The organism is Aminivibrio sp. (genome assembly GCF_016756745.1).
Classification (GTDB): Bacteria; Synergistota; Synergistia; order Synergistales; family Aminobacteriaceae; genus Aminivibrio.
Genome location: NZ_JAESIH010000019.1, coordinates 1 through 22,962 on the forward strand (window position 1 = coordinate 1; position 22,962 = coordinate 22,962).

The window sequence follows — 22,962 nt, forward strand, 5'->3', positions numbered from 1 at the left end:
CTCCTCATGCATTACTCACCCGTCCGCTACTAACAGATACTTCAGCAAGCTTCCATATCTGCCCGTTCAACTTGCATGTGTTAAGCACGCCGCCAGCGTTCGTCCTGAGCCAGGATCAAACTCTCAAATAACTAGTAACAGGACCTCGCTTGCATCTTTATGCACTGTATTCTTTTTTCAAGTTCCGGCGTCACCTTGTGAGGCAACGGCGAAGAATATACCACGCCCAAAAGGGTTTGACAAGCCCCTTTTTTCAATTTCGGCGCAAAAAATTTTTCCGGACGAATGGTATAATGAGTCAGAATATGATGCGAGCTGATTCCGATGCGTCCCCGAGGGGATGTTTTCTTTTGCAAGGAGGAACGTCATGGCCCGAGTATCAAGCTCACCTTCCGAGAGAGACCCGTCGCCTCCGCCACGACGGAATGGGAAACCGCCGAAGAGAAGGTCCCTTCTGAAGTCGCTTTTCCTTGTATTCTTTTTCCTGTTTCTGCTGGCCGGAGCGACTGTTTCTGTTTTTGTGGCCCTGTACCTGAGGGACATTGCGGAAGACCTGCCCACGGCCACGGAGATGCTGGCTTACAAGGCGAACGTGGCAAGCGTGATCTACGACCGGAATGGAGAACCGGTCGCACGGCTGTTCACCGAGAACCGTCAGCCTGTGGCGCTGCGAAACATCTCCCCGTGGGTCATCAAGGCAACACTGGCGGCGGAAGACTCCTCATTCTACCAGCACGGAGGCATCCGTCTTCTTTCCATTGGCCGTGCGTTTATTGAAAACCTCTTGAACCGGGGGGTCAAGCAGGGCGGAAGCACCATCACCCAGCAGCTTGCCCGGAACCTGTTTCTTACCCAGGAGCGGACTCTCGAACGGAAGGCCAAGGAGGTTATCCTTTCCATCCGGATGGAGCAGCTTTTTACCAAGGACCGGATCATGGAGATGTACCTGAACACCATCTACTTCGGACACGGCGCCTGGGGGGTGGATACGGCGGCCAGAACGTACTTCGGGAAACCGTCATCCGAAATCACCCTTCCGGAGGCCGCCATTCTGGCGGGATTGATTGCCGCTCCGGGGAGGTACAGCCCCCTGTCGAACTTCGAGAACTCGAAAGGACGGCAGAGGTACGTGCTGGACAGGCTGCTTGCCCTGGGATGGATAAACGAAAGGGAACGGGACGAGGCCTACGCCGCAGAGCTTGAGTTCAAGCACATACCCAACAAGGTGCAGGAGTTCAACAAGGCCCCCTATTTCGTGGCCCACCTGCTGTTCAACGAGCTGCTGCCGAAGTACGGTCCCGACCTGGTGTACTCGGGGGGAATGGAGATCCACACTACCCTCGATCTGAAGATGCAGGAGGCCGCGGAGAAGGCAATGAAGGGGCTGAAGAGCCAGGGAGCCATCGTGGGGATGGACCCCGAGACGGGGGAAGTGCTGGCCATGGTAGGCGGACACGATTTCGCCAAGAGCAAGTTCAACCGGGCGACCCAGGCCTTCCGGCAGCCAGGTTCCGGCTTCAAGCCCGTCGTGTTTGCCTCGGCCTTCGAGTCCGGGCTGCTGCCCACGGACCACTTCCTTGACATGAAGATCGAGTACGAGAAAAAGGGGCCGAACATGACGGTGTGGGCGCCGGAGAATTACAGCGGCAATTTCAGAGGCGAGGTGACCCTGGAGTACGCCCTGATTCATTCGATAAACACGGTGGCCGTTCGGCTGATCGACTATGTGGGAGCCCGGAATATTCTGACCACGGCGCGGAACCTCGGGATCACCTCGCCCCACGTCCCCGCCGACCTTTCCCTGGCCCTGGGAACGGCGAGCGTCACCCCCCTGGAAATGGCGGTGGTCTTCTCCGCCTTCGCCAACAACGGAAAGACGGTGACGCCCCTGATGATACGGGAAATCCGGTCGGGCAACGGCGATGTTCTTGAGACCCGGAGCCCTTTTTCAACCCGGGGGATCTCTCCCGAAACAGCGGTGACGGTCCGGTCCATGCTGATCGATGCCGTCCGTTCCGGGACGGGCACCAGGGCCCTGCTGAAGGACAGGGAGACCTTCGGCAAGACAGGGACCACGAACGATTACAGCGATGCCTGGTTCCTGGGCGGCGTGCCGGGACTGACGGCTGTCGTGTACGCAGGGAATGACGATCACAAACCCCTGGCCAAGAAAGGCGCCACGGGAGGAGTGATCGCCGCGCCGGTGTGGAAGGCTTTCGTGGAGGAAGCGGTGAAAGGGCGGGATCTGCCACAGCAGTTCTCCATTCCTGAAGATGCTGACGTGGAAAGCGTCAAGATCTGCCGGACCTCCGGATTCCGGGCGATCAATGGGTGCTCGGCGGTGACCATTTTTATGCGGAAGAACGCCGCCCCGCAGACGGACTGTCCCATCCACGGCGGCGACATGTACGCCAGTTCTCTGGACCCGAACGCTCCAAGGCTGATCCTTGTGCACAACGACAGCGACATCTATGCGTCGTCGGGGTTGTACACCGACGCGGGAGCGGCCCCCCCTCTTGAAACGGGACCTGTGAAGGTGAGCAAGCCGACGGGGCCATCCGAGGCGGTGGCGCCTTCGGACATGGCCTACAAGGACCCGAATCCTGCGGATTCCGTGGAGGAGAAGTACCAAAAACTGCTGAAGCAGTACGGGATTACGAACTGACGTACGTTTCGGAAGAGAGAACAAGGGCCCCGAAAGGGGCCCTTGTTTGTTTGGAGGAAAGGACAGAAAACCACGGGCCAGATCCTTCCGGCCCGAATGACGGCATCAGGACGACATCGAAACGGATCCTCATCTGTCTGAAAAACGAGGATCATGGCAGCCGCAAGGAACGGGACGATTTCTGACGCTTAGTTTATTTGTGTGCATGTTGATTATTCATTTTATTTTCTTTATATTGCGATTTATGTGGTAAAATGAATGCATGTATATAGTAGGAGCGGACTGGACGAACAAACTCGGAAAGACGCATCAGAGCGACCGACCGGCTGCGGAAATCCTCCCCGCGATGAAAGCGGGATATCGAGAACCCGCAACGTTCTCAATCTCAAGGATTGGGATCCCTTTCTTGTGTATCTCCTCGAAGAATCTCTGAAATCCTTGAGAAGAAAAAAGAGCGAAAAGAGAAACGACAAGAAGAGGAAAAGCACGCCGTGCGGCGGGTCGTAGTGCGTCTGCAGGAGCAGGGCTCGCGGCTTTCGACGGAGACGGAGGGGCCTACGGTGAAGATCGTCGTCGACGGGAAGGTGCTTGAAGGTGCTTGCGGGCGGAGGAGCTTCTCGACGTATGCCGCGCGCTGAAGACGGACCTTCCGGGCAAAACCGGGGACAAGAAGACCGTGAACGCCCGCTGCATGAGCCCGCGGAAAGAGGCCTAATCCGTTCGGGGCAAGGCCGCAGGTATTTCCGACAGACCTGTACATAAAGTTGAAGATCCGTTTCAATTGCGCAGAGGAGAGGACCAAGGGTTTCCCATGCCGAGCTCCCTCCAGGGAAGTTCGGCCATTATTGCAGCTTGTATTTGAAGGAGGTTGGACACCGTGGAGTTATCGGCTAAAAAAATCATCGCGGGGCTCACGATTGCTGCGGCTGCCGCCGCCGGCCTGTATTTATTCATCCTGTCAGGAGAGGAAAAGGGAAATACAGTTCCCCCGCCTGCTGCGGCACGGCGGGTGAAGTACATGACCATTGCGCAAAAAGAATCAGGAGGTGAACGGATCTTTCCGGGAAGGATCGTGGCATCGCAGAAAGTGAATCTCTCCTTCCGCGTCTCCGGCCAGATAATAGACCTTCCGTCCGTCAAAGGCGTGTTCGTTGAAAAGGGGACACTCCTCGCAAAGCTCGACCCGAGGGATTTCGTGGTCCAGCTTGCAAATGCGAAAAGCGACCTGGGGAATGCCGACGCACAGATCTCGGCGATGAAAGCCGGCGCAAGAAAAGAGGAGATCGCCATGTTCTCCGCAAAGGTTGAGTCCGCCCGGGCCCAAATGAACGATGCCATGACCACCATGGAAAGGGTGGAAAAACTGTACAAGGCGGGGGGGTTCTCAAGGGCGGAATACGATAAGGCCATAACGTCCTACCGGGTTGCACGGTCAGCATACCAGAGCGCTGCCCAAGAGCAGACAAAAGCTCGTGCCGGAGCAAGGCCCGAGGATATCTCCGCCATGGAATTCACGATCAGCGGAATCGAGGGAAGTGTGAAGACAGCCCAAAACGCCCTCAAAGACACTGAACTCCGGGCACCCTTCAGCGGAGTGATCATCGACAGATACGTGGACAACAATCAGAGCGTGCAGAAAGACCAGGCCATTGTGAGTCTGCAGGACATCCAGTCCCTCGAGGTATCGATCTCAGTCTCGGAACGGATCGTGGCCCTCGCAAACAGGGAGAACCTCAGCTCCATCTCGGCCAGGTTCAGAGCACTTCCAGAAAAGCGCTTTCCGCTGATTTACAAGGAGGCATCGGCATCGGCGGATCCCCAGACACAGACATACCCGATAACGTTCTCGCTGGAAAAACCGGAAGAGATCAACGTTCTGCCCGGAATGACAGTGGACGTGATCGCGACGGGGCTGGACGTCTCGATTGCTTCAGCTCTTGAAATACCTTCGGAAGCGGTTTTTGCGGAAGAGAGCGAAAATCACTTCGTGTGGAAGATCATCGGAGCGGACGAACTCAGGGTAACCGCCGTTCCGGTGAAGATCCTGGGCTTCAGGGGAAGCATGGCTGAACTTGACGGCGCACTGGCGCCCGGTGACCGGATCGTCACGGCCGGAGCCTCCTTCCTTCTCGAAGATGACCCTGTAACCCTCTATGAAGGCCCCGGCGACAGCGGGGAAAAACGATGAATCTTGCCGATTTTTCCATTAAGAAAAGCACCATCACGTGGTTTCTCTCTTTTCTTGTCGTCATAGGTGGATTCTGGGCCTACGGCAGGCTTGGAAAGCTGGAAGATCCGGCATTCACCATAAAGACCGCGGCGATCAGCACTCCCTACCCCGGGGCATCGCCCCGGGAAGTGGAAGAGGAAGTAACCTCCCTCATCGAGTCTGCTGCCCAGAAGCTGGGACAGACCGACAAGGTGCGGTCTCTTTCAAAGGAAGGTCTGTCCATAGTCTACGTGGATATAAAGGATACTTATACGGCAAGGGATCTCCCCCAGATATGGGACGAACTCAGGCGCAAAATTACCGACGTGCAGTCCCGTCTCCCCCCGGGGGCAGGGCCATCGATGGTGAACGACGACTACGGAGACGTTTTCGGGGTCTACTTCGCTCTGACCGGAGACGGGTACACGTTCCGAGAACTAGAGGACCACGCAGACTTTCTCCGCAGGGAGCTTCTGCTCGTTCCCGGCGTGTCCAACGTACAGACAGCAGGAATTCAGCAGGAGAACATTTATCTCGAAGTGGACCGAACCAGGATGGATTCCTTCGGCATATCCATGGACGAGATATTCAGGCTCCTGTCCGCCCAGAACATCGTGGCCGGTGCAGGCTCGGCCCGGGTCGGCGGCGAATATCTGCGCATAGCTCCTACAGGATACTTCGCGTCCCTGAACGTGCTGCGGAATCTCCTTCTGCGCGGAGGGTCGGGACAGACCCTTCGCCTCGGGGACATAGCAGCCATTTACAGGGGGTACAGTGATCCCCCAAGGAACGCGATGCGCTTCAACGGGAAACCTGCCCTCGGAATCGGCGTATCGAATGTGGAAGGCGGCAACGTCATAACCATAGGCGAGGCCGTGAAAAATCGCCTGCGGGAACTTCTGCCCCAAACCCCCGTGGGAATGGAGATGCACCTCATCTACTACCAGGCTGACACCGTGAGAGCTTCAATTAACAATTTCGTCGTCAACCTTCTCGAAGCCCTGGCCATCGTGTTTGCCATTCTCCTTATCTTCATGGGACTGAGGAGCGGCCTTCTCATCGGCGTCATGCTCCTTCTCACCATCCTTGCCACATTCATCGCCATGAAACTCACCGACATCGACCTTCACAGCATCTCCCTGGGAGCGCTCATCATAGCCCTCGGCATGCTGGTCGACAATGCAATCGTCGTCGCTGACGGCATGATTGTTGGGATGCAGCAGGGGAAAGACGCTTCCGCCGCAGCCAGGGAAGTGGTGGGACAGACGCAGATACCCCTTCTCGGAGCCACCGTCATCGCCGTCATCGCATTCGCACCCATAGGGTTATCCCCTGATAACACGGGAGAGTTCTGCAGGAGCCTTTTCCAGGTAGTGGGCATATCTCTGATGCTCAGCTGGATCCTGGCGGTCACCGTAACCCCCGTTGCAGGAATCGCCATGCTGAAAGTGCCGAAACAGCAGAAAAACAGCGATCCTTACGATACCCCAATATACCGGGCATACAGGAGTTTTCTCCGGCTCTGTCTCACACGGAGGAAGATCGTCCTTCTCTCGGTGCTTGCCCTGCTTCTCGCGTCCATTGCGGCATTCAGCCTGGTTGACAAGTCGTTTTTTCCCAATTCCACAAGCCCCATGTTCACCGTCGACTTCTGGAGAACAAGAGGATCAGGAGTAGAAGCCACCCTTGAAGATGCCGAACGCATGCAGACCTTCCTCGCAGAGCAGCCGGAAACAAAAATCGTCACCTCATACGCGGGCGAAGGGGCGCTTCGCTTTATCCTCACCTACACGCCGGGAGATTCCGCTTCCAACTACGGTCATCTCATCGTGGAGGCTAAGGACTCGGAGGGAGCCGAAGCACTGAAGAAAAAACTCGGGGAGTTCGTCCTTGCTGAAATGCCCCATCTCGACCCTAGAATCCGCTCCTTCAGCAAAGGAACCGGAGGCGGCGCAAAGGTACAGGTACGTTTCCTCGGGAAAGACCCTCTGATTCTCCGGAAACTCCGGGACAAAACCGTCGCAATCATGAAATCGGACCCCGACAGCATCAACATCCGAGACAACTGGGGAGAGAGGGTGAAGGTCATTCGTCCCGTTCTTGACGACAACGTCCAGGAACTCGGGCTGACCAGGAGAGACGTGGCCTATGCGCTGAAAACATCGTATTCGGGGCTTCAGGCAGGCCTTTTCCGTGAGGGCGAAAAACTCGTCCCCATAGTCGCCCGCCTTCCCCTCGAGGAATGGGGAAACATCGAGTCCATAGAAGAAACCCAGATATGGAGTTCCCTTTTTCGGAGATACATTACCCTTTCCCAGGTAGTATCGTCAGTACAGGTCGGAACTGAAGATCCGGTAATTTACCGCATAAACCGCATGCCGGCAATAACCGTCGAGGCGGACAGCGGTTCCGGGTCGGCGGTAGCCCTACTCGATCGACTGAGGGATGAAATCGAGGCCCTTCCCCTGCCCCGGGGGACAACCATGGAGTGGGGCGGAGAATATGAAAATTCCCAAAAAGCCCAGGGAGGCCTCATGGGGATGATCCCCGTGGCCTTCATGGTCATCGTGGTCATCCTGGTAGCCCTGTTCAACGGCCTTCGCCAGCCGCTGATCATACTTCTCTGCCTCCCCCTTTCCATTATAGGGCTCTCCGTGGGGCTTCTCCTCATGAGAAAATCCTTCGATTTCCTCGCACTCCTGGGCCTCCTGAGCCTCGCCGGAATGCTCATAAAAAACGCCATTGTACTCATCGACCAGATAGACCTGGAAATACGGCGGGGGAAAACTCCTTTCGACGCTATCCTGGATTCCGGCATAAGCAGGTGCAGACCCGTAATGATGGCTGCCTTCACCACCGTCCTCGGGATGATCCCCCTCTACTTCGACGTCCTCTTCTCCGCCATGGCGGTGACCATAATGTTCGGCCTCACTTTTGGGACTGTACTCACCCTGGTCGTGGTGCCTGTGCTGTACGCGGAAGCACTGAAAGCTTAAACTTTCAGTGCCCCGATACGGTCCCCTGACAGGGGGCCGTATTTTCATTAAAGGAAACACTCCTTCTTCCCCACTATTCCATCCTGTACAATCATTTCTGCCCAAAATAAAGGGGGTGCGGGCTTTTTTAAGGCAAAGCAAACCCGCCCCCCCGAGCCCCCGTCGCAAAAAACGCTCCTCTGGAGACACTATAAAGGCAAGAGCCGCTCGCAGGGGGACGGCAGACCCCTTACACCCCGCCCCGGATGCCGTCGAGGATGATCTTCTGCTCCGCCGAGGCGACAATGCGCCTGGTGTAATCCAGGGCATCGGGGTTGACGCTGATGCTGTCCATGCCCATGGCGACTAGTTTTTCCGCGAAATCGGGAAAGACGGACGGTCCTTCGCCGCAGATGGAGCACGGTATGCCCGCTTTCCTGGCCGCCCGGACGGTCATGGATATGGCCTCCAGAACGGAGGGGTGCCGCTCATCGAAGTACCCCATAGCGCCGAGCTTGCCGGAATCCCGATCCACGCCGAGGATGAGCTGGGTGAGGTCGTTGCTCCCGATGGTGAATCCGTCGCAGATGCCGGCGAACTGGTCGGCCTGCAGTACGACCGAAGGTACTTCCACCATGAGCCAGACCTTGAAGGACGGGCCGGAGACGAGCCCCTCAGACTCGAGGATAGCCCTGACCTGCTCCATTTCCCGAAGGGTCCGCACGAAGGGAATGATGACGGAGAGATTGGTGAGGCCGAAATGGTCCCGAACTTTCTTCACGGCATGACATTCGAGGCGGAAGCCCTGTTCATAATCCGGGGAGACATACCGGGACGCTCCCCTCCAGCCGAGCATGGGGTTGGATTCAAGGGGCTCGATGTCCTGTCCGCCCCGGAGTTTGCGGAAGTCGTTGGTCCGGAAGTCGCTGAAGCGCATAAGCACCGGCCTGGGGGAGAACCCTGATGCGACGGCGGCAATACCTTCGGCGAGTTTGTCCACGAAGAGGGTCTCCTGTTTCGTCCGGACGAGGTAGATGGGGTGGATGCCGATGTCGCCGGAAAAGATGAACTCTGTCCTGAGGAGGCCTACACCGTCGGCGGGCAGGGCGGAGCACCGCTCCACCGATGCGGGGCCTTCAAGATTGATGAGTATTTTGGTGGCCGTGACACTTTGGGGCGCCGGGGAGGCTGTCGGCTGCGACAGTACGTCCGGTCGGGGGGCAGCAGCCGGAAGGGCTTCAACGGCAGCGGCCGGAGACGGGGTTGCGCGCTCCTCACCCTGGAAGACCACTCCCCGGGTAGCGTCCACTACTACGTTCTGCCCTTCGGCGAGGATTTCGGTGGCGTTCCGGGCGCCTACGATGCAGGGTATTCCGAGCTCCCGGGAGAGTATGGCGGCGTGGCACGTGCGGCCGCCTTCGTCGGTGACGACGGCGCCGGCTTTTCGGAGCGCGGGGATCATGTCCGGCGTGGTCATGGCGGTTACGAGGATGTCGCCTTCGGTGATCTTCACCGCGTCGGCTGATCCGGGGACAAGGACGACCTTTCCGGCAGCGAGGCCGGGAGAGGCGGCGAGACCCCTGCAGAGAAGCTTCCGTTCGGGAGTTTTCGGAGCAGGGGACGAGTTCTCGTGCTTCCCGTTCTTTGTCATGATCTCAGGTCCTTTCATAAAGATCCGCGCCGGGGGGAAGCCCGGCGCGGCGGATCTTTTTCAGTTCTAGCTGATTTTGCCCATAGCCGCGTGGGCGGCTGAGATCCGGGCCACAGGGACCCTGAAGGGCGAGCAGCTCACGTAGTTGAGGCCGACGGCATGGCAGAAGGCGATGCTGGAGGGGTTCCCGCCGTGCTCCCCGCAGATGCCGACGGAAAGTTTGGGATTGACCTTCCGGCCCTTTTCCACGGCGATCTTCATGAGGGCGCCCACGCCGTCACGGTCGAGCTCGTGGAAGGGGTTGACGGGCAGAATGCCCTTGTCCTCGTAGTGGCCGAGGAACTTGCCTTCGGCGTCGTCTCGGGAGTAGCCGAAGGTGGTCTGGGTGAGGTCGTTGGTGCCGAAGCTGAAGAATTCGGCGCACTCGGCGATCTGGTCGGCCACGAAGGCGGCGCGGGGAACCTCTATCATGGTGCCGACGAGGTAGCTGAACTTCTTGCCGGACTTTTCCATGTAGTCCTTCGCGATTTCGTCGATCTGCTTCCTGAAGAACTCCATTTCCGTTTTCAAGCCCACGAGGGGAATCATGATCTCGGGATGGATTTCGATACCCTCGTCCACGAGCCGCAGAACGGCCTCGAAGATGGCGCTGACCTGCATGGCGGAAATTTCGGGATACACGATGCCGAGACGGCAGCCCCGGAAGCCCAGCATGGGGTTGGATTCCTTGAGGGATTCCACCTTGGCCATGACATTACGGACCCTGTCGGCCTCGGGAGAGTGCTCTTTTCCGGCGGCGACGAGTTCGGCCAGTTCTTCCTCGAGATCCCTCTCCTTTGGCATGAACTCGTGGAGGGGCGGGTCGAGGAGGCGGATGATGACGGGAAGGCCCTGCATCTCCTTCAGGATGCCGTAAAAGTCTTCCTTCTGCATGACCTTGAGTTCGTCGAGGGCTGCGACACGCTCCTCATAGCTGTCGGCCACCACGAGGCGCTGCATGACGGGAAGGCGGTCGGCGGCCATGAACATGTGCTCGGTACGGCAAAGACCGATACCCTTGGCGCCGAAGGACCGGGCGCGCCGGGCATCCTCGGGGGTGTCGCCGTTGGCCCATACCTGGAGGCGGGCAAATTCATCGGACCAGGAGAGTATGGTCTTGAAGTCGTCGCTGAACGAGGCCTCCATGAGGGGCGCACCGCCGAGAAGAACCCGGCCGGTGCTGCCGTCCACGGTGATGGTGTCTCCCTTGCGGACAACCTTGTCTCCCTTGGAGATGGTCTCTTTGTTCAGGTCGATGAGGATGTCCTCGCATCCGCTGACGCATGGCTTGCCGAGTCCGCGGGCGACCACGGCGGCGTGGCTGGTCATGCCTCCGCGGCTGGTGACGATTGCTTCGGCGGCGAAAAGGCCGTGAATGTCGTCGGGGCAAGTCTCGGGCCTGGCGAGGACGACTTTCTTGCCCGACTTGGCCAGCTCGACGGCGTCGTCGGCGTCGAAGCAGACGATGCCCACACCGGCGCCGGGAGAAGCGGGAAGTCCTTTGGCGAGCACTTCGTTCTCCGCCTTGGGGTCGACCTGCCTGTGCAGGAGCATTTCAACCTGCTCGGGGGAGACTCTGCCGACGGCGGTCTTCTTGTCTATGAGCCCTTCGTTCACCATGTCCACGGCGATCTTCACGGCCGCTCCGGCAGAGCGCTTGCCGGTCCGGGTCTGGAGGATGTAGAGCTTGCTGCGCTCGATGGTGAACTCGATGTCCTGCATGTCCTTGTAGGCCTTCTCAAGGTTGGTGGTAATCTCGAAAAGCTCGTTGTAGACAGCGGGCATGACATCCTTGAGCCGGGCGATGGGAAGGGGCGTCCTGATTCCGGCCACCACGTCCTCGCCCTGGGCGTTCACGAGGAACTCGCCGTACAGCTCCTTCGTTCCGTCGGAGGGGTTCCGGGTGAAGCACACGCCTGTGCCGCAGTCGTCGCCGAGATTGCCGAAGACCATGGAAACGATGTTGACCGCCGTGCCGAGAGAATCGGGAATTTTGTGGAGCTTCCGGTAGGTGATGGCTCTGGGGTTGTTCCAGCTTCTGAAGACCGCCACGATGGCGTTGCGGAGCTGCTGCCAGGGGTCGGAGGGGAAATCGAACCCGGCGGACTTTTTGAAGATCTCCTTGAACTTCGCGACTATCTCCACGAGGCTCTTTTCGGGGATCTCGTTGTCGAAGGTCACGCCGAGGGTTTTCTTTTCGTGCTCCAGCACTTCTTCGAAGGCATCCCCGGTGACTCCGTGGACCACGTTGCCGTACATCTGGATGAAGCGGCGGTAGCTGTCAAAGGCAAAGCGCCTGTCACCGGAGACCCTTGCGAGGGATTCCACGGACTCGTCGTTGAGACCCAGGTTGAGCACCGTGTCCATCATGCCGGGCATGGAGATGGGGGCGCCGGAACGGACCGAAACAAGCAGGGGGTTTTCCCCCGTGCCGAAGGTCTTGCCCGTTTCTTTCTCGAGGGCGTTCATGGCGGTGGTGACATCACCCCAGATGCGGTCAAGGAACTTCTCGTCCTTGCCGTATTCCAGACAGGCCTGGGTGGTCAGAATGAACCCCTGGGGAACGGGCAGGCCGTACTGAACCATCTGGGCCAGGTTTGCTCCCTTGCCTCCCAGGAGATTTTTCATCTCCGCGTTGCCTTCTTTGAAACTGTACACGTACTTCTCTGCGTTCATCTCTATTTCGCACCTCCATGGAATGAATGTCTCTCCGTCGCCCCGGCGAGCAGGGCAAGTATTTCATGGGCCGTTTCCTCAATGGCCCGTTTCGTGACATCGAAAACCACAATGCCCAGATATTTCATTATACCCGAAGCATAATCGATTTCCCTCATAATTTCTTCAGATCGTACATACAAACTCTCTTCCGGGGGCAGTCCCATCATGGACATGCGTCTGGTGCGGATTCCCTCCAGGGATACGGGCGACCTGGTCAGGCCCACGATCCGCGTCCGAGGAATGCGGAAGAGCTGCGGAGGAGGCTCGATGCCCGGAACGAGGGGCACGTTGGCAGCCATGATCCCCCTGTGGGCAAGGTACATGCAGAGGGGGGATTTCCCGGTCCTCGATATGCCCACGATGACCACGTCCGCCTCCTTGAGGATGGAGGGGTTCCCTCCGTCGTCGGCGGCGATGGTGTATTCCACGGCCCGTACCCTCCGGAAATATTCCCTGTCCATGGGGTGAAGGAGGGTTCGGTCTTCCTTCGCATCCCGGCCTGACGCCCGCTCAAGCCCCGTAAGCATGGGGGAGAATGCATCGTACTCGTCGATGCCCCGCGCGAGGCAGGTTTCCCTCACGAGCCGCCGGTATCCGCCGGAAAGAAAGCAGTGAAGCACCACAGCGCCTGCCCGGTAAGCTTCGTCCAGAGCCTCGCGGATTTTGTCCTCTCCCGCCAGGGAGCCGAACCGGGTTATTTCGATGCCCGTCTTGCCGAAACGGCGGGTAATCCACGACGCACAGGCCTCGGCAACCTCGGAGAGGCAGTCCGAGAGAACGAAAAGATCCACGTTTTTCCCGTCGGGGAAAGAATATCCGTTCCGTCGTTCACAGAAGGCGACCACCAGCCTTCCCTTCTCAGCGGGCCCTAAGGAAGTCCAGGATCTCCTGGGCGGTCTCTTCCACCGCCCTATCGGTCACATCGTAAATGCGGGCGCCCAGCGACTTGAGATAATCGGTAGCGGCCAGCAGCTCCCGCTCCACCCGCTCTCTGGTGGCATAGGCGGAAGCCGACGGTTCAAGGCCGAGGAGCCGGAGCCTCTCCTGCCGTATCTGGACGAGCCTTTCAGCGGAGATGATGAGGCCGACGATCTTTGACGAGGGTATCTTTTTGATGATCTCCGGAGGATCCACCTCGGGGATAAGGGGAATGTTGGCGGCCTTGAAGCCCTTGTTGGCGATGTACATGGAGAGGGGAGTCTTTCCCGTCCTTGAGACGCCGAGGATGACCAGGTCCGCCTCGGGCAGGGACTCGGTGCCCCGCCCGTCGTCGCACTGGATGGCGAATTCCACGGCCTTTATCTTCTGGAAGTAGTCTTCGTCCAGCTTCCTGAGCAGCCCAGGCGCCTGGAGGGGTTCTCTTCCGAGCCGCATCTCCAGGGCGTCCACCATGGGGCCGAGGAGATCGACAAAGGGGATTCCCGCTGCGGCTGTTTTTTCGGCGAAGACGGAGCGGGTCTGCCGGTCCACCAGGGTACAGACCACGATGGAAGGGACGGCGGCGGCCCGGGCCACGACTTCGTCTATCTTTCCGGGTCCCTCCACGTACCGGTACCGGACGATCTTCGAAAAATCGGTGTCGAACTGGCTGATGGCTGCGAGGGCCACATGTTCCGCCGTCTCGCCGGTGGAATCGGAAACGATAAAGAGGGTCAGGGTTTCCAGGGCGTCCACTCTCCTTTGGTTCGGCAATGGTTCACTTTGCTGAAAGGGCATCCCGCCGGGAAGAGGTCTCCGGCGGAATGCCCGGGCATTCCGTCAGGCTCCCTTGAGCACGCTCACGTCCCCCACCTTGCGGAAGAGGGCGCTGCACATGGAAAGAAGGGCTATCCGGTTTGATTTTATTCTTTCATCGGGATCCATGACAAGGACATCGTCGAAGAAAGCGGTGACGAAGGGGGAAAGTTCCGCCAGATACCCCGCGAGGCCGTTCCAGTCCTGTTTTTCCATGGCTCCATCCACGAGGGGAAGAATTCTCTGAATCTCGCCGTGGAGGGCGCTTTCCGCATCCTTCACGAAAAGGGCCGGGTCCACTGTTCCCGCCTCTTCCCCGCTCTTGGAGATGATGTTCCGCACCCGCACCGCCGAGTTGATCAGGTTAGAGAACCATTCCACCCCCTGGAGTTTCGAGAAGACATCCAGGAACCGGAGAACCTGGAGAGGTCTGTGTCCTGTGACGGATATGGCGAGGGCGGCAAGTTCGTGGCCGAAGCCCTTTTCCTTGACCTGCATGAGCAGGCGCTGGGAAAGGAAGGCGAGGACCTTCTCACCTGTCTCAGGGGAGGCGGACAGGAGCTTCATGGACTGGCCCGCCAGTCTGGAGACGTCCACGTCGAGCCCGAGGCCCCAGATGATCTCGTTGATGCACCGGGCGGCCCGGCGGAGGCCGTAGGGGTCCTGGGAGCCGCTGGGCTCGAGGCCCACCTTGTGGCAGCTCACGATGACGTGGGTCCGCTCGGCGAGGCCGAGGACGGCTCCCGGCACGTCGCCGGGAAGCTCGTTGCCCGCCGCTTTGGGAAGGTACTGGTCGTAGAGGGCCCGGGCCACTCGTTCGGGCTCGCCGTTGCGGAGAGCGTACTCCCTCCCCATGACTCCCTGGAGTTCGGGGAATTCGTAGACCATGTTGGTGACAAGGTCGGCCTTGGCGAGGAATGCCGCCCGATCCACCACAGGGACGAGGTCGCTCATGCCCATTTCCCCGCAGAGCCAGAGGGCCAGCTCCCTGGTGGTCATGACCTTGTCGTGGAGGGAGCCGAGCTTCTCCTGGTAGACAATGTTCTTCAGTCGTTCCACGTTGGCGGCGAGAGGGTTCTTCAGGTCTTCGCCCCAGAAGAAGGCCGCGTCCTCGAGGCGGGCCTTGAGGACCCGCTCGTTGCCCTCCCGGACCACCTCCATGTTGGAAGCCAGGTTGTTGCTTACGCCCACGAAGTAGGGAAGAAGTTTGCCGTTCTTTCCCCGCACAGAAAAGTACTTCTGGTTCTTTTTCATGGAGGTGGTGAGCACTTCCTCGGGCATCTCCAGGTACTTTCTGCTGAAGGAGCCGAAGAAGGGCACGGGATACTCCACCAGATAGAGGTTCTCGTTGATGACCTCGGGGTCGAGCTCCACGGAGCCGTCCAGGTCTTTTTCAAGGGAGGCGATGCCGGCGAGCATCTTCTGGCGGCGCTTGTCCTGGTCGAGGATGACATAGTTGTCGTAGAGCTTGTCCATGAAGTCCGCCGCGTCGGTGATGACGATTTTCCGGGCGCCCATGAAGCGGTGCCCCACCGTCGAATTTCCGCTCCTGATTCCGCCGTACTCGAAGGGGATGGCCTTCCTGTCCGCCATGGCGAGGATCCACCTGATGGGCCTGGCGAAGCGGACCGTGGGGTCGTCCCAGTACATGTTCTTGGGGAAGACGAGTTTCCTGATGAGACCCGGAAGAAGCTCGGGAAGAATGTCAAGGGTCAGGCCCCCGGGCTCGGAGACTTCGGCGCAGGTGTAGCGCACGCCGTCCACTTCCACGGGGGTGAGCTGCTCGATGGAGACGCCCCTGCTCTTGGCGAAGCCATGGGCCGCCCTGGTGGGGTTGCCGTTGACGTCGAAGGCGGCGTTCCATGCCGGCCCCTTGAAAGTGCTGACCATGTCGCGCTGCCGTTCGTCGGCGTCCCGCACGAGGAGGGCGATCCGGCGGGGCGTGGCGAAGGCGGAAAGGCTCTTGAAGCCTATCCTTGCGGCTGAAAGGTCGTCCCTGGCGGTCTTCTCGAGGAATGCGAGCGTGTCCGGCAGGAAACGGGATGGAATTTCTTCGGTTCCGATTTCGAGAAGGATGTTTTTCAGCACCATGACGATTACCTCCTGGCCGATTCGGGGCCGAATTTCCCGCGGAAGGGATGGTTCATTGCCCGCCTCTGGGCGGCGTAGGCGGCGCAGCACTTGCCCGCAAGCATCCTGATCCTGCCGATATACCCCGTTCGCTCGGTGACGCTGATGGCGTTCCTGGCGTCAAGAAGGTTAAAGGTGTGGGAGCATTTCAGGACGTAGTCGTAGGCGGGAAGGACGAAGCCCTTGTCCAGGACGCGCATGGCCTCGGCCTCGTACATGCCGAAAAGCTGGAAGAGCATCTTCGTGTCGGCGATCTCGAAGTTGTAGTGGGAATACTCCACTTCCCCCTTGTGGTGGATGTCGCCGTACTTCACGTCGTCCACCCACTGGAGGTCGTAGACGTTCTCCACCTTCTGGACGAACATGGCGATGCGCTCGATGCCGTAGGTGATCTCCGCGGGCACGAGGTCCATGTCGATGCCGCCCACCTGCTGGAAGTAAGTGAACTGGGTGACCTCCATGCCGTCGAGCCAGACCTCCCAGCCAAGCCCCCAGGCCCCCACGGTGGGGGATTCCCAGTCGTCCTCCACGAACCGGATGTCGTGGGCGGCGGGCTCGATGCCCAGGGCGGCGAGGCTCTGGAGATAGAGATCGATGATGTTGGCGGGAGCCGGCTTGATGATCACCTGGTACTGGTAGTAGTGCTGAAGGCGGTTGGGGTTCTCGCCGTACCTTCCGTCGGTGGGTCTGCGGGACGGCTCCACGTAGCCCACCCTCCACGGCTCGGGGCCGAGGACCCTGAGGCAAGTGGCCGGGTTCATGGTCCCCGCTCCGACCTCTATGTCGTAGGGCTGCTGGATGACACATCCCTGCTCCGCCCAGAACCGTTCGAGGCGAAAGATGATTTCCTGGAAATTCACGCGTAATCCCTCCTAGATGGAAATGCCTTGTAAAAGAACGGGAAGGGGGTCCCCGGTCATTTCTGATATTCAAACATGTTCTTCATCCTTTTGCAGCTGTCATTCCAGAATTCCCTGTCGTTTTCGGAAGGCGGGAAGAGTCGCTTCACCTCGTCGAAGGGACATTCCGCCGCCGCGATCAGCCGTTTTCGTCGGCTGTCAGGCAAGCAGGCCCCTCCGTTTTGACGGGCGCATTCCGGGCAGTCGAGCCCTTCCGCCTTCCAGAAGGCATCGCCGAGGGGCTTCCCGCAGGACAGGCAGAATACCAGCGATGGCGCCAGCCCCCAGGCTTCCAGCCATTTGCGGAGAAAGCGCCACTCTACTGCCAGGGGGTCCGCTCCTTCCCTGACCAGGATGGAGGACCAGTAAAAAAGGGCGACCAGTTCATCGCAGGGAAGTCCGGGAACGAGATGAAGACAGAGCAGCCGATCCCATTCCAGAAGCGCCCGAAGTTTTACGGGCGCAGCCCGGAGAGACCAAAAATCCTCCTTCACGTCCACCGACTTAAGATAAAACCTTCTCGTTCCTTTGTAAAGATTGAAGTTGCCCCACGACAGAGGTTCCGCTCCTCCGCCGAACCGGACTCTCCCCCTTCCCGCACCCGGGGCGGAAACCCAGACCGGGCCGATGCCCTTGAGAAGGAGGTAGAGCGAGATGTTCCCCTCGGGGTTCGCATCCCGGCGCAGAACGACCCCCGACTGGCGGACGAGCCCCTGGGGAACGGTATCGCTCACGGCGACTGTTCTTTGATCCCCAGCTTCCGGAGATCCGACTCGGATCTGCGCCAGTCCGAACGGACCTTCACCCAGAGGTCGAGGTAAACCCTGTGGCCGGTAAGGGCCTGGATCTCCAGCCGGGCGAGGCGGCCGATCTCCCGGAGACGGGTCCCCTTGTCGCCGATGATAATCCGCTTCTGCCCCTCCCGTTCCACGTAGATGGTCGCCCTGATGAAGAGAACCTCCCGGTCGGGGTATTCGTCGGGGCTCTTGTACTCCTCGATTTCCACCGCCGCGCTGTGGGGAACCTCCTCGTGGGTAAGCCGGAGGACCTTCTCCCGGATGATCTCCGAGGCTATGAACTTCTCCGGCCGGTCGACGAAGATGTCCTCGTCGTAAAAGGGAGGCCCTTCGGGAAGGTGCTTCACGATCATGGAAACAAGCTCGGGGATGCCCCTGCCCGTTTTCGCGGATACCGCCGCGGCGCCGGCCAGGGAAACCCTGGCCCCGTAGAGGGCCGCAACTCTGTCCGGGAGGTCTTTGTCCTTCCGGCTGTCGCACTTGTTGACCACCAGCAGGATGGGGGTATCCGCCTTTTCAAGGCAGGCAAGGATCTCTTCGTCCTCCGGTCCGACGGACCGGTCCGAGGCCTCCACCACATAGCAGACGAGGTTGGCGTCGTTCATGGATGCCACGGCGGCATCGACGATGGCCCTGCCGAGAGCGTGCTTCGGCAGGTGGATCCCCGGCGTGTCGGTGAAGACGATCTGGAAGCCGTCGCCGTTGTAGACGCAGCGGATCACGTTCCTGGTTGTCTGGGGCTTGTCGGAGACGATGGAGGCTTTGTAGGCGATCAGGCGGTTGATGAGGGACGACTTGCCCACGTTGGGCCGCCCGACGAGAGCCGTGATGCCCGACCGGAAGGGAGTGCCGCCGTTCGTCATGACCGGGGCTCCCTTTCGAGAAGGAAGGGCACGGGAAACAGAGCTGCCAGGCTGAGGACCGCCGTCCCGGCACCTTCCCTGAGGACAACCAGCATGGAGGGGTTGAACTCCGCGAGGAACTGTCTGCAGGCCCCGCAGGGAAGGCACGGCTCCCCTGCCGCCCCCGCTATGGCCACGGCAAGAGGTTTGCCTCCGCCCGAAGCAGCGAGGGTCCCGGCGGCGTTCCGCTCGGCGCAGAGGGAGAGGCCGTAAGAGGCGTTTTCCACGTTGCACCCTGTGACAAAGTCTGACCGGCCCTCCACGAGAAGGGCGGCCCCCACGGAAAACCGGGAATACGGGGCGTAGGCCAGGGCACGGGCCTCCTCCGCCGCCAGGAGAAGGCCTTCCGCGGGCGGATAGTCTTCCGGCCAGAGGGTACGGAAGGGATCCAGGTTCAGGGAGGTCATTCCCCGCCCTCCGGGAAGAAGAAGCCCTTTCCCTTCGGCCTGAGCCGGAGCAGCTTGATCCTGTGGTCCTCCACCTCGAGGACCTCGATCTCCCAGACTTTGGCGTCCGAATGGGACGTGTAATGGACCTTCTCCCCGGGGGAGGGGAAATCCCCGGAGATGGAGAGGACCAGCCCGCCGAGGCTCTCGGCATCCTCGGACTCGAAGGACGAGCCGAGAAAGTCGCTGAGGTCTTCGAGACCGAGGTGCCCCTGGACGAGATAGGATCCGTCCTCCTCGGGGAGAAGGGTGGGTTTTTCCTTGTCGTACTCGTCCTGGATCTCGCCCACGATCTCCTCGAGCAGGTCCTCGAGGGTGGCGATGCCCGCCACGCCGCCGTATTCGTCCACCACGATGGCCATGTGGACATGGCGCCCCTTCATGGTGTTGAAGAGTTCCACCACCCTCATGCTTTCGGGGACAAAGAGGGCCTGGCGCATGATGGACGATACGGGCACGGAAAGGTCTCCCTCAAGGAGGCTGGGGATGGTGTCCTTGACGTAAAGAATGCCCACGATGTCGTCGGGGCTTTCGTCGAAGACAGGAACCCGGCTGTGGCCGTGCTCCTGGAAGATACGCATGGCTTCGCACACGGTGGCATCGGAGGAAACGGCGTCCATGTCCGTTCGGGGGACCATGATTTCGTAGACCCGGGTCTCCTCGAAGGAGATGATGCCGTGGATCATCTTCCGCTCCACTTCCTCCAGGGCGCCCGACTCCTCGCCCATGTTGACCATCTGCTCGAATTCTTCCCTGGTGACGAAGGGGTGCCGCGCCTTGAGGTCCACCTTGAAGATCACCCCGAGACCGTTGACCACATGGAGCATGACCCACAGGAAGGGGGCGAGAATGATATCGAGCAGCCTGAGCAGCGGCAGGGAGTACGCGAGGACGACATCAGACCGGACGATGGCCACACTCTTGGGGAAAATCTCGCCGAAGACCACAATGAGCACCGTCATGACACCGACGGACACGATGAGTCCGCTCTGGCCCAGGAGCATGATGGCCAGGGACGTGGCCACGGCGCTGGCGGCGATGTTCACCAGATTATTCGATATGAGGACGATAGTGAGGGCTCTCTGGATATCCAGGAGCAGCCAGTCGAAGAATCGCTTCTGGTAGGGGTAGCGCTCGATAAGGGCCAGAATTTTCCCCCGGCCGGAGGACGTGATGGCCGTCTCCGAGGCACTGAAAAACGCGGAGAGGGCGAGCAGCAGAATCAGCAGGAGGATCGACTCCGTGAGCGGCACGTTCACTTCTCCACGCTCCCTTCGCCGGCCTTCACGGCATCGAGGAGGGCCCGGCGGATTTTTTCCTGGGCTGCTTCCATGGCCGTTCTCCCTTCGTCGGTGTCGTGGTCCCAGGCCAACAGGTGAAGGAAGCCGTGGGCGACCATCAGGGCCATTTCTTCGAGAAAGGCCTGTTCCGAGGGGGCGTTCATCCGCACGTACTCCGGGCAGATGACGATGTCCCCAAGGGGAAGAACGGGCATTCCCTTTTCAGGGCGGAACTCCCCGTCTTCCTCCCACAGGGGAAAAGAAAGGACGTCCGTCGGTTCGGAAAGTCCCCTGTGAAGCCTGTTCTGCTCTTCCATTTCCTCGAGGGAGAGAAGGGTGATCGAAATTTCCGCACTCGGCGGAAGGATTCCGGGCAGGGCGAGTTCCTGCAGGGCGGCCGAAAGTACGCCGTCCGCAGCTGTCAGCATGTCCCCTAAGGGGGGACTACTTGCGGGATCGGCGTCTTCGCTGTTATCGAGACGCAAGTGAACCTTCAATTGATTCTTCCTCCTGTTTGTTCAGTTTCTGTTCGAGCTGGTCCTTGTCCTGAATCTCCTTGACCTTCCGAGTATGATACATTGACTGGAACGCATAAAGCAACGTCTGCCGGATCACGGCCAGGTCGCGGATGGTGAAGTCGATGTCGTCGAGCTGGCCTTCGGACAACTTCGCCTCCACCACACCCTCGATGGTCTTCTCAAGGTCGGGGACGGAAGTGGAGGCCCTCATCTCGGCCCTCACCGCCGCCTCTATGGAATCCACGAGCATGAGCAGGCCCGTTTCCCTCGTCCGGGGACGGGGACCGGGATAGCAGAACTGGTCCCGAGGGACGGAAAGGCCCATTCTCCGGGCTTTCCTGTAGAAGTAGGAGAGACAGGTGGTGCCGTGATGCTCCGCAATGAAGGCGCGGATCATCTCCGGCAGGTGGTACTCCTCCGCCAGTTCAAGGCCTTCCCGGATGTGGGCGATGATCACCAGCGCCGAGAGGGACGGCTTGAGTTCGTCGTGGATGTTCACATTGCCCATCTGGTTCTCCACGAAGAACTGGGGGCGCCGGAGCTTGCCGATGTCGTGGAAATAGGCTCCCGCCTTGAGCAGGTTGGAGTTCATGCCGAGTTTGTCCGCTACAACCTCCGCCAGGGTTCCGAGCATCAGGGAATGGTGGTAGGTTCCCGGCGCCTCGATCTGGAGCTTTTTGAGCAGGGGGTTGGACGGGTGGCTGAGCTCCATGAGGCGGAGGGGCGAGAGAACGTCGAAGGTGTTCTCCAGCAGGGGAAGAACGGCGATGACCAGGGTGCTCCACCCGGCGTTGCCCAAAAGAAGGTAGAGGAGCAGCTCGGGATAGATGCCGAGGTCGAAGGCCCACCGGATGAAGAGCCCCACTCCCGCCTGGATCAGGCCCAGAAGAAAAAGCTGCCGCCAGAGGTGCCCCCTGGAATGGACTTCCCGCAGCAGGTGGTAGCCCGCCAGGGAGCTGATGATCCCCATGAGGGAGACGAGCACCACGTGCAGCGCCGAGAGCCCTGTGACCACGATGCCCCCGAGGATGCTTCCCCCCATGACCACGGGAAGGGCGAGCCCGGGAGGCAGGGTGAGGTAGGCGCATCCGGCGAGGAAAAGGCTGCCCATTCCCTGGACGTTGAACATGGACGAAAAGTACTCCACCACCCAGCTCAGCCCCACGACGAACGACAGGTAGAGCCAGGGGATGTTCTGCCTGGCCGACGGCCTGAAGGTGGTCTGCAGAAGCACCCAGAGGGGCCAGAAGGGAAGGGCGAGGAGGGCAAAGAGAATCTGCTTCCAGGGAAAAGTCATCTGGGAATATCCCTGCATTTTGAGTATTCGGGCCACCTGGGGGGTCACAGTCTGCCCCTTTTCGATGAGCACGTCTCCGGGAGCCACGGTCCGCTCCACGGGCTGGAGGGATTCGGCGAGCTCGCCCCGGAGGGTCTCGGTAAGGTCGTTGTCAATTCGGGTGAGAGGATGGAGGATCTCGTCGAGAATCTGGAAGATGACGTTGTTCTCCTCCATGGGGAGGGAAAGTTTCTCTATTTCCTTCCAGATAAGCTCCGGAGCGGGAGTCAGGGGCACGGTGTCGCCGCCGGCGCTCTTGAGAAAGTCGCTGCTGATCCTGGCGGCCTCGGTGAGGATCTTCTTCCGGCCGTCCTCGGGCAGGCTCTCCAGCAGCTCGGTGAGGCCGGGCGACAGGGAAAGGGAGGCGACGTCTCCCTTAGCCATGGCCTCGATCTTGACGATGAGGCGGTCCATGGCCGCGCCGTCCCTCACGAGCACTCCCGCCACGGTCTCCCCCACCCGGGAGCGGAGCACCCGGGTACCATCGTCGTCGCGGTAGCTCATGGGGTAGAGGGCGAAGTACGACCGGGGGGAGGGTTCCCCGAGGACAAATCCGTTGACCCTGTCGGTGAGGACCCAGCGCAGAAGGACGATGGACAGGGCGAAGACGATGAGGATGAGCACGCCGGATGTGCGGAAAAGGGGATACTGCTCCGTCACGAA

15 protein-coding genes and 1 rRNA gene are annotated in these 22,962 nt (G+C 59.9%); 3 read left to right on the forward strand and 13 right to left on the reverse strand.

All coding sequences use genetic code 11. The annotated features are described in order from the left end of the window. A 16S ribosomal RNA gene (locus JMJ95_RS01295) occupies nt 1-131 on the reverse strand; the annotation flags it as partial. Nucleotides 132-367: 236 nt separating this feature from the next. On the opposite strand from JMJ95_RS01295, the gene JMJ95_RS01300 reads away from it, so the two are divergent. The 3 genes from JMJ95_RS01300 to JMJ95_RS01310 all read left to right on the forward strand — a co-directional run bounded on the left by JMJ95_RS01300 (nt 368) and on the right by JMJ95_RS01310 (nt 7,870). Next, nucleotides 368-2,665: a transglycosylase domain-containing protein gene (locus tag JMJ95_RS01300; RefSeq protein ID WP_290681504.1), complete on the forward strand. Its 2,298-nt coding sequence runs from the start codon at nt 368-370 to the stop codon at nt 2,663-2,665. A gap of 877 nt (nt 2,666-3,542) precedes the next feature. After that, nucleotides 3,543-4,853 carry an efflux RND transporter periplasmic adaptor subunit gene (locus JMJ95_RS01305; RefSeq protein ID WP_290681507.1) on the forward strand — a complete coding sequence of 437 codons (1,311 nt, stop codon included), beginning with the start codon at nt 3,543-3,545 and terminating at the stop codon, nt 4,851-4,853. After that, complete coding sequence (locus tag JMJ95_RS01310) at nt 4,850-7,870, forward strand: efflux RND transporter permease subunit (RefSeq protein ID WP_290681509.1); 3,021 nt, start codon at nt 4,850-4,852, stop codon at nt 7,868-7,870. Before JMJ95_RS01305 ends, JMJ95_RS01310 begins: the two co-directional genes overlap by 4 nt. 229 nt (nt 7,871-8,099) lie before the next feature. Here the strand turns inward: JMJ95_RS01310 and JMJ95_RS01315 are convergent, their stop codons facing one another. The 12 genes from JMJ95_RS01315 to JMJ95_RS01370 form a co-directional block, all read right to left on the reverse strand. After that, entirely contained in the window at nt 8,100-9,500 is a 1,401-nt protein-coding gene (locus JMJ95_RS01315; RefSeq protein ID WP_290681511.1) for a putative PEP-binding protein, read from the reverse strand. 66 nt (nt 9,501-9,566) lie between these two features. Further along, nucleotides 9,567-12,215 carry a pyruvate, phosphate dikinase gene (gene ppdK, locus JMJ95_RS01320; RefSeq protein WP_290681513.1) on the reverse strand — a complete coding sequence of 883 codons (2,649 nt, stop codon included), beginning with the start codon at nt 12,213-12,215 and terminating at the stop codon, nt 9,567-9,569. Nucleotides 12,216-12,217: 2 nt separating this feature from the next. After that, the gene (locus JMJ95_RS01325) at nt 12,218-13,102 is read right to left on the reverse strand and encodes a pyruvate, water dikinase regulatory protein (protein WP_290681516.1); all 885 of its coding nucleotides are present in this window, start codon (nt 13,100-13,102) and stop codon (nt 12,218-12,220) included. A gap of 13 nt (nt 13,103-13,115) precedes the next feature. Beyond that, entirely contained in the window at nt 13,116-13,931 is an 816-nt protein-coding gene (locus JMJ95_RS01330; RefSeq protein WP_367153729.1) for a pyruvate, water dikinase regulatory protein, read from the reverse strand. An 84-nt stretch (nt 13,932-14,015) separates the two neighbouring features. Next, nucleotides 14,016-16,082, reverse strand: coding sequence for a glycine--tRNA ligase subunit beta (gene glyS, locus JMJ95_RS01335; protein ID WP_290681519.1), 2,067 nt, complete (start codon nt 16,080-16,082; stop codon nt 14,016-14,018). A gap of 5 nt (nt 16,083-16,087) precedes the next feature. Then, entirely contained in the window at nt 16,088-16,981 is an 894-nt protein-coding gene (locus tag JMJ95_RS01340) for a glycine--tRNA ligase subunit alpha (RefSeq protein ID WP_290681522.1), read from the reverse strand. 56 nt (nt 16,982-17,037) lie between these two features. Then, nucleotides 17,038-17,754: a DNA repair protein RecO gene (locus JMJ95_RS01345; RefSeq protein WP_290681525.1), complete on the reverse strand. Its 717-nt coding sequence runs from the start codon at nt 17,752-17,754 to the stop codon at nt 17,038-17,040. After that, nucleotides 17,751-18,680: a GTPase Era gene (gene era / locus JMJ95_RS01350; protein ID WP_290681528.1), complete on the reverse strand. Its 930-nt coding sequence runs from the start codon at nt 18,678-18,680 to the stop codon at nt 17,751-17,753. The genes JMJ95_RS01345 and era overlap by 4 nt, the downstream gene beginning before the upstream one ends. Beyond that, entirely contained in the window at nt 18,677-19,126 is a 450-nt protein-coding gene (locus JMJ95_RS01355; protein WP_290681531.1) for a cytidine deaminase, read from the reverse strand. The genes era and JMJ95_RS01355 overlap by 4 nt, the downstream gene beginning before the upstream one ends. Next, nucleotides 19,123-20,424, reverse strand: a complete 1,302-nt coding sequence (locus tag JMJ95_RS01360; RefSeq protein WP_290681534.1) for a hemolysin family protein — start codon at nt 20,422-20,424, stop codon at nt 19,123-19,125. Before JMJ95_RS01360 ends, JMJ95_RS01355 begins: the two co-directional genes overlap by 4 nt. Next, a complete protein-coding gene (gene ybeY, locus JMJ95_RS01365) occupies nt 20,421-20,942 on the reverse strand; it encodes an rRNA maturation RNase YbeY (protein ID WP_290681537.1) in 522 nt (173 codons plus the stop codon). The genes JMJ95_RS01360 and ybeY overlap by 4 nt, the downstream gene beginning before the upstream one ends. Next, a complete protein-coding gene (locus JMJ95_RS01370; protein WP_290681540.1) occupies nt 20,917-22,959 on the reverse strand; it encodes an HDIG domain-containing metalloprotein in 2,043 nt (680 codons plus the stop codon). Before JMJ95_RS01370 ends, ybeY begins: the two co-directional genes overlap by 26 nt. Between the last annotated feature and the right edge of the window lie 3 nt (nt 22,960-22,962).